Here is an 11176-nt window from a genome sequence, read left to right on the forward strand (position 1 = left end):
TTTTATTAAATTTGCAAACCAAAGAAGGGATTTTATTGTTGTAGTAATCAGAATACGACCTAAATAGCTCTTTACGGTTAATTTCCGGGAAGTTCCGGTTAAATCAAGTTAATACATTAGGAGTGTTAATTAGGGAGTGTTAATTTTGTTGCTATGAAGAAGTCAACAATTTGGATATTAAGTATTGTAATGGGGCTTTCCTTTCTTAGTCTGCTATATTTGCAGGTAAGTTATATAGAGGAAATGATAAAAACCCGTAAGGAACAATTTGATTCGGCTGTGCGCAATAGTCTGGATCAGGTTTCCAAGGATGTGGAATATGCAGAGACCAGACGTTGGTTGATCGAGGATATTTCAGAAGCGGAAAGAAAAGCGCTGATTGCGAATAATGCTTCCATACAAAAAGATAACTTGATTCAGCAGACGCAGCGTTTCACGGTGAAGTCTAAAGATGGAAAGATGTATTCGGATTTCGAACTGAAAGTGATGACTACTAAACCATCCGAGCTCCCGAAAGCTATGATTTCTCCTTACAGAGGAACAAAGACCATTCCGGAAACTTCGCGTTCATTGGTGGAAGCTATTAAAAACAGGTATATGTATCAGCGGGCATTACTCGATGAAGTGGCTTGGCAGATGATTTATTGGGGAAGTGACAAATCGATTGGTGACAGGGTTCGGTTCAAGGAACTGGATGACTATTTGAAATCGAGCCTGTATAATAATAGTATAGACTTGCCTTATCACTTTACGGTGATTGACAAAGACGGTAGGGAGGTTTATCGTTGCGCGGATTATGAGGCAAAGGGAAGTGAAGACGCTTATCAGCAGGCATTGTTCAAGAATGATCCGCCTGCAAAAATGAGCATATTGAAAGTACACTTTCCGGGTAAGAAAGATTATATCTTTGACTCGATCAGTTTCATGATCCCGTCGTTGATATTTACACTGGTGTTGTTAGTGACATTCATCTTTACGATTTATATCGTATTCCGGCAAAAGAAATTGACGGAGATGAAAAATGACTTTATCAACAATATGACGCATGAATTTAAAACACCGATATCTACTATTTCATTAGCAGCCCAGATGTTGAAAGATCCGGCGGTGGGAAAATCTCCGCAGATGTTCCAACATATATCGGGAGTGATTAATGATGAAACCAAGCGTTTACGCTTTCAGGTGGAAAAGGTGCTCCAGATGTCGATGTTCGAACGTCAGAAAGCAACTTTGAAGATGAAGGAGATTGATGCGAATGAGTTGATTGCCGGAGTTGTCAATACCTTTACTTTGAAAGTGGAGCGGTACAATGGTAAAATAACATCGAACCTTGAGGCTACCGATCCTGTTATATTTGCAGATGAGATGCATATTACAAATGTAATCTTTAATCTGATGGATAACGCGGTGAAATATAAGAAACCGGAAGAGGAGCTGGAACTGAAAGTGAGAACGTGGAATGAATCGGGTAAACTGATGATTTCGATACAGGATAATGGTATTGGTATCAAAAAGGAGAACCTGAAAAAGATATTTGAAAAGTTCTATCGTGTGCATACGGGTAATCTGCACGATGTGAAGGGCTTTGGACTGGGATTGGCTTATGTGAGAAAAATAATATTGGATCATAAGGGAACCATTCGGGCGGAAAGTGACCTGAACGTGGGAACTAAATTTATTATTGCATTACCTTTATTAAAAAACAATTGATATGGACGAGAAACTGCGTATTTTATTGTGCGAGGATGACGAAAATCTTGGCATGCTTTTAAGAGAATATTTACAGGCAAAAGGTTATTCTGCTGAGTTATATCCTGATGGAGAAGCCGGTTATAAGGCTTTCTTGAAGAATAAATATGACTTGTGTGTGTTTGATGTAATGATGCCTAAAAAAGATGGCTTCACGTTGGCACAGGATGTCCGTGCAGCAAATGCTGAAATTCCTATCATATTCCTGACTGCTAAAACGCTGAAAGAAGATATTTTGGAAGGATTTAAAATCGGTGCGGATGATTATATCACCAAACCGTTTAGTATGGAAGAACTGACTTTCAGAATTGAAGCAATCTTGAGACGTGTTCGTGGCAAGAAGAACAAAGAAAGCAATATCTATAAGATTGGTAAGTTTACTTTCGATACTCAGAAGCAAATTCTGGCATCAGAAGGGAAACAGACTAAATTGACTACTAAAGAGTCTGAACTGCTTGGGTTGCTTTGTGCACATGCCAATGAGATTCTGCAGCGTGATTTTGCCTTGAAGACAATCTGGATCGATGATAACTATTTCAATGCTCGTAGTATGGATGTGTACATCACGAAATTGCGTAAACATCTGAAAGAAGATGATTCAATCGAGATTATTAATATTCACGGAAAAGGCTATAAGCTGATTACTCCGGAAGTTGAATCTTAATTATTGCGTCAAGGTGGCTTCCAATAAAAAATCCCGGAAACATTGGTTTCCGGGATTTTTTATTGATTTCTGCGAAATTAATCAGCGATCTTCTTATTGATAACAATATAAGAAATGAGTCCCAATACTACAAGTATTACTGAAGTACCCAGAATGGCGTTGTTATTTACATTTCCTGTAAAGGAACAAGCCAGCAGGATGACTACTCCGACCAAGATTAATATCAATCCTAAGTTCTTTAATAAGCCTTTCATGTGTGTGTATTTTAATAGATTATAATATTCCAGTCACAAATTAAAGCATAATTCTTTAACGGGCGAAATTATTTGGATAAAAATTCCATTATAAATGTACGATTTAGTGGATTTTATGATTTGAAGAAATATTTCTTTGTCTAATCTTTTGTATTGTAGAATACTTTTTTCAGCACCTCCTGGCCAATGCTCAATTCGTCAAGAGTGATACCATGAAGGGCTTCTTTCAGGGTCTGTCCGGCAATGACACGCGCTTTTTCTTCCAGTTCTTTTCCGTCTTTAGTCAAATGAATCAGATTGGTACGGCGATCTTTTTTATCGGAAATGCGCACAACAAGATGCTGCCGTTCCATATTATCTATCAAACGGGTCATGCTGGGTTTATCTTTAAAAGTTGCATTACACAACTCTTGTTGTGTAACACCGTCTTTTTCCCACAGAAAAATGAGTACCGTCCATTGCTCTGGACTGATTTCCAGTCCATTGTGGCGAAAGTTACGGTATAGCTTCCGGTTGATTGCTGCGGAAACTTTGCCATTTAATATGGCGAATATAAGGCGGATGTCGAAATTAAATTGCTCTATCATGAAATTATTGTTTAAACAACTTTGCAAAGTTAAGTCACTTCCCCGATAAATCCTATCTTAGGATATAAAAAAAGATTAAATATTTGTAGTTCAAAATAAAATGTCTAACTTTGCACCCGCATTTAAAATCAAATAATTTATTTAATTAAACGAAGTATGAATCAATACGAAACCGTTTTCATTTTAACTCCCGTTTTGTCTGATGTTCAGATGAAGGAAGCGGTAGAAAAATTCAAAGGCGTTCTTCAAGCTGAAGGTGCTGAGATTATCAATGAAGAAAACTGGGGACTGAAGAAGTTGGCATACCCTATTCAGAAAAAGTCTACAGGTTTTTATCAACTGATTGAGTTCAATGCAGATCCTGCTGTAATTGACAAGTTGGAAATTAATTTCCGTCGTGATGAACGTGTCATCCGTTTCTTGACTTTCAAGATGGATAAGTATGCTGCTGAATACGCTGCAAAGAGAAGAAGTGTTAAATCAAACAAAAAGGAGGATTAATCATGGCACAACAAGTTCAATCAGAAATCAGATATTTGACTCCACCGTCAGTAGATGTTAAGAAGAAAAAATACTGCCGTTTCAAAAAGAGTGGTATTAAGTATATCGACTACAAAGATCCTGAATTCTTGAAGAAATTCTTGAATGAGCAGGGAAAAATCCTTCCGCGTCGTATTACAGGTACTTCTTTGAAGTTCCAACGTCGTATTGCGCAGGCTGTGAAGAGAGCCCGTCACTTGGCATTGCTGCCTTATGTAACTGACATGATGAAATAAGAAGGAGGAAAAGTATGGAAATTATATTGAAAGAAGACGTAGTAAACTTGGGTTATAAGAACGATATCGTAAACGTGAAATCCGGATACGGTCGTAATTATTTGATCCCGACTGGAAAAGCTGTCATCGCTTCTCCTTCTGCAAAGAAAATGTTGGCTGAAGAACTGAAACAGCGTGCTCACAAACTTGAGAAAATCAAGAAAGATGCTGAGGCTATGGCTGCTAAGTTGGAAGGTGTTTCTTTGACTATCGCAACTAAGGTTAGCTCAACCGGTACTATCTTCGGTTCTGTTGGTAGCATTCAGATTGCTGATGCTTTGTCTAAACTCGGACATGAAGTTGACAGAAAGATCATCGTTGTAAAAGATGCTGTGAAAGAAGTTGGTAGTTACAAAGCTATTGTTAAGCTTCATAAGGAAGTTTCGGTAGAAATTCCTTTCGAAGTAGTTGCTGAATAAGAGCAAATTTACTTCATATACAAAAAGCGATTTGTTCTGAATGAATGAATCGCTTTTTTGGTTATCTTTGTATTACCATTATGAAATTCAACTGTTGTTTTCTGAAGAAGAGGTCTTTGCTTCTGCTGATTGCTTTGGGAATTGGCAGTGTCCTGTATGCGAATGAAGAGTTGAAATTATTGACGGACTCTTTGCGTAGAGTGATAGATGAAAAGCATGTCTTTGTTCAAAAGAAAGAGGCGAGGATTAACGGGATAAAATGTATGCTAAAGAGTCCCGGTTTGACTCTTGAACAAGAGTATAAAATCAATCTACGGTTATACAGCGAGTATAAAAAGTTTCATATCGATTCAGCCATCCATTATGTTGATCGCAATATTGAAATTTCCCGTCAGTTGAATAGACCTTATTTCACTAACCAGTCGTCTTTACATCTCAGTCTTTTGTATTCGATGTGTGGGAGGTTCCGCGAAGCGGAAATCATTTTGAAAAGTATAAAGACTTCAGAGCTTCCCAGAGATTTATTAATAAACTACTATCAAACTTATTCTAGCTTTTGGGGGCATTATTCGATTTCTGTCGCCAATAATCTGTATGGCAAGCAGCAGGCTGCTTATCAGGATTCGCTGTTTGCTCTCATTGACCATACTTCCTGGGATTATCGAATGTCTCAGGCTTCTTATTATATTTGGCGTGATACGTTAAAATCGAAGGAAATCTTTAAGGAATTATTAGATATTGAGGAAGTCGGGACGCCTAATTATGCCATGATTACCCATTCGTATTCCAGATTGTGTCGGCATCAGAAGAAATATGATGACGAAAAAAAATATTTAATGTTGTCGGCGATTGCCGATATCCGGAATGCGACGCGTGAAAATGCTTCTCTGCAATCTCTTGCGTTGATACAATACGAAGAGAAGAATTTGGCTGATGCATTTAAATTTACACAGTCTGCTATTGACGATGTAATCTCTTCCGGCATTCACTTCCGTGCCATCGAAATTTATAAATTTAATTCTATTATCAACACAGCCTACCAAGCAGAACAGGCTAAATCAAGATCTCATCTGACTACTTTTCTTATCTCTACAAGTATTATTCTTTTTCTACTGATTCTGCTTGTGGTTTTCATCTATATTCAGATGAAGAAGACTTTGAAGATAAAGCAAGCATTGGCACAGAGTAATGAGGAACTTTTGCGGTTGAACAATAAGCTGAACAGTATGAACACTCAGCTGAACGATGCCAATAATCAGTTGTGCGAGATGAATAGCATAAAGGAATATTATATAGCTGAATTCTTCGATGTGTGCTTTAGCTATATTCACAAAATGGAGAAATATCAGAATATGCTCTATAAAATAGCCATTAATAAATACTATGACGAATTGATTAAGAAGCTGAAATCGTCTGTGCTGATTGATGAAGAGCTTAAGGCACTGTATGTTCGCTTTGATAAGGTCTTTTTAGGTTTGTATCCCACTTTTGTTTCAGACTTTAATGCTTTATTGAAAGATGAAGAGAAAATTGTTTTAAAACCGAATGCTTTATTGAATAGGGAACTTCGTATCTATGCTTTATTGCGCTTGGGTATTACGGATAGTGGGAAGATAGCGAACTTCCTCCGGTGCTCTACAAGTACGGTTTATAATTATCGCACAAAGATGAGAAATAAAGCTGCTGTCGACAGAGATGAATTTGAAAATGAGATTATGAGAATTAGTTCAACTCAAGAGACATAATTGTTATTTTAGTGCTGGCCCCTTTCCAAATCGTCTACATTTTTTTGATATACTTAAAGTGTTAAGTCATTGATTAATAATGTGAAATATAAATTTATTATCTACATAAAGTAGTATAAGTCAAATAAGCCGTTATTTATTTGGCTAGATTTGCAATATCAGTTTTTTACTCATCAGCTTGGTGATGAGAACTGATACTTTATCTATTATTTGTACTTAAATTCACTATGTTTTATTTATGAACACGCAATCTTCAATAGACGCGAGAATTAAAGTGGGAATTATCGGTTTCGGTAGGATGGGAAGATTCTACTGGGAAGCGATGACAAAAAGTGGGCGATGGGATATTGCTTATATTTGTGATACCGATCCGGAATCACGTCAGTTGGCCAAGAAGTTATCTCCGGAGTCGCTTATAGTAGAAGATAATCAAAAGATTTTTGAGGATGAAAGTGTGCAGGTTGTCGGGCTTTTCACTTTGGCTGACTCGCGGATGGGACAAATAGAAAAGGCTATTCGTTACGGCAAACACATTATTTCAGAAAAACCTATCGCAGATACAATGGAAAATGAGTGGAAGGTGGTGGAGATGACAGAAAACTCGAATCTCATTTCTACGGTAAACCTGTATCTGCGGAATTCCTGGTATCATAATTTAATGAAGGAGTATATCCGGCAGGGAGAAATCGGCGAACTGGCTATTATCCGTATTTGTCATATGACTCCCGGTCTGGCACCAGGCGAAGGCCATGAGTATGAGGGACCTGCTTTTCACGATTGTGGAATGCATTATGTAGATATCACCCGTTGGTATGCAGGATGTGATTATAGGACATGGAATGCGCAGGGGGTGAACATGTGGAACTACAAGGATCCCTGGTGGGTGCAATGTCATGGAACTTTTCAAAACGGTGTAGTTTTTGATATTACCCAGGGTTTTGTTTATGGACAATTATCTAAAGACCAAACACACAATTCGTATGTAGATATTATAGGAACGAAGGGAGTTGTGCGTATGACGCATGACTTCAAAACCGCGGTTGTCGACCTGCACGGGGTCAATCAAACCCTTCGTGTGGAGAAGCCTTTTGGTGGCAAGAATATAGATGTGCTGTGCGACTTGTTTGCTGATTCGGTTGAAACCGGAAAGCGCAGTCCACGCTTACCATTGATGCGCGATTCGGCCATTGCATCCGAATATGCGTGGACATTCTTAAAAGATACACGCAAACACGATTTGCCCGCTATCGGTAATTTGACTACTTTAGAGCAAATACGTGAGCGGAGAAGAAATATGAAAAATGGATATGGATTGTTGCATGGCAACCTTCCAAAAATTATTAACCCCTTAAATAAATAAAATCATGTCAAACATTTCGAGGAGAAAATTTCTCAAAACGGGAGCGGCTGCTTTAGCAGGTATTACCATTGCTCCCAGTACTATTTTAGGTATGAGCCATGGGCATATCTCGCCTACTGACAAGTTGAATCTTGCAGCTGTGGGTATCGGTGGTATGGGACATGCCAACATTAATCATGTGAAGGGCACTGAAAACATTGTGGCTCTTTGTGATGTGGACTGGAAGTATGCAAAAGGTGTGTTCGACGAATTTCCCCGTGCTAAAAAGTACTGGGATTATCGTAAGATGTATGATGAAATGGGTAAATCTATCGACGGTGTGATTATTGCAACTGCCGACCATACTCATGCTATTATCACTGCTGATGCAATGACAATGGGAAAACATGTATATTGTCAGAAGCCGTTAACTCATTCTGTTTATGAATCTCGTTTGTTGACAAAACTGGCTGCTTCAACGGGCGTTGTTACCCAAATGGGTAATCAGGGTTCTTCGGATGAAGGAACTGATTTGGTTTGCGAATGGATCTGGAATGGAGAAATCGGTGATGTGACTAAAGTCGAATGTGCGACAGATCGTCCTATTTGGCCTCAAGGATTAAATGTTCCTGAAAAGGCTGATAAAATTCCTAGCACGTTGAACTGGGATTTATTCACAGGTCCTGCTAAAATGAATCCTTACAACGCTATCTATCATCCTTGGAATTGGCGCGGATGGTGGGATTACGGAACCGGTGCACTGGGTGATATGGCTTGTCATATCTTGCATCAGCCCTTTAGAGCATTGAATTTGAAATATCCTATTAAAGTGGAAGGATCGTCAACCTTATTGTTGAACGCTTGTGCTCCACAGGCACAGCATGTGAAGATGATTTTCCCGGCTCGTGATAATATGCCTAAAGTAGCAATGCCTGAAGTGGAAGTACACTGGTACGATGGCGGTATGATGCCTGAACGTCCGAAAGGATTCCCTGAAGGAAAACAATTAATGCAGAGTGGCGGTGGTTTGACTATTTTCCACGGGACGAAAGATACCTTGATTTGCGGATGCTATGGACAGAATCCTTGGTTGCTTTCCGGGCGTAAACCGAATGCACCTAAGGTATGTCGTCGTGTTCCCAATGCTATGAATGGTGGTCACGAGATGGATTGGGTACGTGCATGTAAAGAAGATAAATCTAATCGTATCATGACTAAATCTGACTTCTCAGAAGCCGGACCGATGAATGAAATGGTGGCAATGGGGGTATTGGCTATTCGTTTGCAAGCTCTGAATAAAACTCTTGAATGGGACGGGGCCAATATGTGCTTTACGAATATCGGTGATAACGAAACGATCCGTACCGTTATCAAAGACGGATTCAAGATTCATGATGGTCATCCGACATTTGACAAGACATGGACTGATCCGGTTAATGCAAAACAGTTTGCTGCAGAATTGGTGAAACATAATTATCGTGAAGGCTGGAGACTGCCTGATATGCCGAGGTAAATTAAAAATGAAAGATAAAAATAAAATTGTTATTATCATGAAAAATGTATTTTATCCATTAGCTTGTTGTTGTCTTGCTGCGGGAGTTTTTGCTTCTTGCGGTGGTCAGAAAAAAACAAATGCTCCGGAAGAACAGAGCACAGTTGCATTGTCTTACTCTAAATCATTAAAAGCACCGGAAACAGATAGTTTGAATCTGCCTGTTGATAAAGATGGTTATATCATGATCTTTGATGGTGAGACGTTTAACGGATGGCGTGGTTATGGAAAAGACCGTGTCCCTTCCAAATGGACCATCGAAGATGGTTGTATCAAATTTAACGGAACTGGCGGCGGTGAAGCTCAAGACGGTGATGGGGGCGATTTGATCTTTGCTCACAAATTTAAAAACTTTGAATTGGAGTTGGAATGGAAGGTTGCTAAAGGTAGTAATTCAGGTATTCTGTATTTAGCTCAGGAAGTTACTTCTAAAGACAAAGACGGTAATGATGTGCTTGAACCTATTTATATTTCTGCACCTGAATATCAGATCTTGGATAATGCCAATCATCCGGATGCTAAATTGGGGAAGGATAACAATCGTCAGTCAGCTTCTTTGTATGACATGATTCCGGCAGTTCCTCAAAATTCTAAACCGTTTGGCGAATGGAACAAGGCTAAGATTATGGTTTATAAAGGTACAGTTGTTCACGGACAAAATGATGAAAATGTACTTGAATATCATTTGTGGACAAAACAATGGACTGATATGTTGCAGGCAAGTAAGTTCAGCGAAGAAAAATGGCCTTTGGCATTTGAATTGCTGAATAATTGTGGTGGTGAAAATCACGAAGGTTTCATAGGTCTGCAAGATCACGGTGATGATGTTTGGTATCGCAACATCCGCGTGAAAATTTTGGACTAATCAAATAGCGATAAAAAGGCACGGGTTATATGTACTTCACGTTTTTTTGAATGGCGATTGTCATGGCGCAATCGTGAAGTCTGTATAATCTGTGCCTGTTTTTTCTATGTAAATCTGAATAATTGTCCCTCCTGATATCTATTATATGAAAACTAAAATTTATATCTGTGCGTTGGCTGCTCTTTTCATGATTCCGCAGGCAATGATAGCACAAACCAAGAAGAAAGCAAAAAAAGAAGTAGCGATTCAACTCTATTCTGTCAGAGATATATTAAATAAGGTTGACAACAAAGATGGTAAGTGTGACCCCATTTATACTGCTCTGCTGAAGAAATTGGCAAATATGGGATATACCGGTGTTGAAGCTGCCAATTATAACAACGGTAAATTTTATGGCCGGACTCCTCAACAATTTAAAAAAGATGTTGAATCGGCCGGATTAAAAGTTTTGTCTTCGCACTGTACACGTGGGCTGTCGAAAGAAGAACTTGCTTCCGGTGACTATTCGAAATCACTAGAATGGTGGAGTCAGTGTATCGCTGATCATAAAGCTGCCGGTATGAAATATATTGTAGCTCCTTGGATGGATGTACCTAAGACACTCAAGGAGCTGGATACGTATTGCGCATATTATAATGAGGTAGGCAAGCGTTGCAAACAACAAGGTTTGTTGTTCGGATATCACAATCACGCTCATGAATTTCAGAAAGTAGAAGATAAAGTGATGTATGATTATATGCTGGAACATACGAATCCTGAATATGTTTTCTTTCAGATGGATCTTTATTGGGTAGTTCGCGGACAGAGTAGTCCTGTTGATTATTTTAATAAATATCCCGGTCGCTTCAAGATATTCCATGTGAAAGATCACCGAGAGATCGGACAAAGTGGAATGGTAGGTTTTGATGCAATCTTTAAGAATGCAAAAACAGCGGGTGTTAACTATCTCATTGCTGAAATCGAGAATTATAGTATGCCGGTAGAGAAGAGTGTGGAAGTAAGTTTGGATTATTTATTGAACGCTTCTTTTGTGAACAGTTCATACGCTAAATAGCGTAATTACTATTATTAATTCGTTCTACCAAGGTTGTTCTTTCGTTCCACCTAGGTTATCCGTTGGGTTCTACCATGGTGTTTGTTTAGTTCTACCTAGGTGGAACGAATGGTTGTTTGCTACAAAAGTAGGT

Annotated in this window: 12 protein-coding genes; 10 read left to right on the forward strand and 2 right to left on the reverse strand. The window is 38.8% G+C overall.

What is annotated here, in order from left to right; all coding sequences use genetic code 11:
- The first annotated feature begins 153 nt into the window (after window positions 1-153).
- Together AB9N12_RS10615 and AB9N12_RS10620 are read left to right on the forward strand one after the other, a co-directional pair.
- On the forward strand, window positions 154-1710 hold the full coding sequence (locus AB9N12_RS10615; protein WP_369892008.1) for a sensor histidine kinase: 1557 nt from the start codon (window positions 154-156) through the stop codon (window positions 1708-1710).
- Between the two features lies 1 nt (window position 1711).
- Window positions 1712-2413: a response regulator transcription factor gene (locus AB9N12_RS10620; RefSeq protein WP_308747056.1), complete on the forward strand. Its 702-nt coding sequence runs from the start codon at window positions 1712-1714 to the stop codon at window positions 2411-2413.
- Window positions 2414-2490: 77 nt separating this feature from the next.
- Here AB9N12_RS10620 and AB9N12_RS10625 read toward each other — a convergent pair whose 3' ends face one another.
- Both AB9N12_RS10625 and AB9N12_RS10630 read right to left on the reverse strand, forming a co-directional pair.
- Window positions 2491-2667 (reverse strand): hypothetical protein, encoded by a 177-nt coding sequence (locus AB9N12_RS10625; RefSeq protein WP_369892010.1) that lies wholly within the window; start codon window positions 2665-2667, stop codon window positions 2491-2493.
- A gap of 140 nt (window positions 2668-2807) precedes the next feature.
- Window positions 2808-3254, reverse strand: coding sequence for a MarR family winged helix-turn-helix transcriptional regulator (locus tag AB9N12_RS10630; RefSeq protein ID WP_369892012.1), 447 nt, complete (start codon window positions 3252-3254; stop codon window positions 2808-2810).
- Window positions 3255-3410: 156 nt separating this feature from the next.
- Here AB9N12_RS10630 and rpsF point away from each other — a divergent pair, with 156 nt between their 5' ends.
- From rpsF to AB9N12_RS10670, 8 genes are all read left to right on the forward strand, one after another.
- Window positions 3411-3755 carry a 30S ribosomal protein S6 gene (gene rpsF, locus AB9N12_RS10635; protein ID WP_369892014.1) on the forward strand — a complete coding sequence of 115 codons (345 nt, stop codon included), beginning with the start codon at window positions 3411-3413 and terminating at the stop codon, window positions 3753-3755.
- A 2-nt stretch (window positions 3756-3757) separates the two neighbouring features.
- Window positions 3758-4030 (forward strand): 30S ribosomal protein S18, encoded by a 273-nt coding sequence (rpsR, locus tag AB9N12_RS10640; RefSeq protein WP_004307964.1) that lies wholly within the window; start codon window positions 3758-3760, stop codon window positions 4028-4030.
- A gap of 14 nt (window positions 4031-4044) precedes the next feature.
- Entirely contained in the window at window positions 4045-4488 is a 444-nt protein-coding gene (rplI, locus tag AB9N12_RS10645) for a 50S ribosomal protein L9 (protein ID WP_369892016.1), read from the forward strand.
- Between the two features lie 80 nt (window positions 4489-4568).
- Window positions 4569-6233, forward strand: coding sequence for a DUF6377 domain-containing protein (locus tag AB9N12_RS10650; RefSeq protein WP_369892017.1), 1665 nt, complete (start codon window positions 4569-4571; stop codon window positions 6231-6233).
- 238 nt (window positions 6234-6471) lie between these two features.
- Window positions 6472-7593: a Gfo/Idh/MocA family protein gene (locus AB9N12_RS10655; protein ID WP_369892019.1), complete on the forward strand. Its 1122-nt coding sequence runs from the start codon at window positions 6472-6474 to the stop codon at window positions 7591-7593.
- Between the two features lie 4 nt (window positions 7594-7597).
- On the forward strand, window positions 7598-9085 hold the full coding sequence (locus AB9N12_RS10660; RefSeq protein WP_369892020.1) for a Gfo/Idh/MocA family oxidoreductase: 1488 nt from the start codon (window positions 7598-7600) through the stop codon (window positions 9083-9085).
- A gap of 37 nt (window positions 9086-9122) precedes the next feature.
- Window positions 9123-9989: a DUF1080 domain-containing protein gene (locus AB9N12_RS10665; protein WP_369892863.1), complete on the forward strand. Its 867-nt coding sequence runs from the start codon at window positions 9123-9125 to the stop codon at window positions 9987-9989.
- 145 nt (window positions 9990-10134) lie between these two features.
- Window positions 10135-11043: a sugar phosphate isomerase/epimerase family protein gene (locus AB9N12_RS10670; protein ID WP_369892021.1), complete on the forward strand. Its 909-nt coding sequence runs from the start codon at window positions 10135-10137 to the stop codon at window positions 11041-11043.
- The last annotated feature ends 133 nt before the right edge of the window (window positions 11044-11176 follow it).

This window comes from Bacteroides sp. AN502(2024), from assembly GCF_041227145.1.
Classification (GTDB): Bacteria; Bacteroidota; Bacteroidia; order Bacteroidales; family Bacteroidaceae; genus Bacteroides.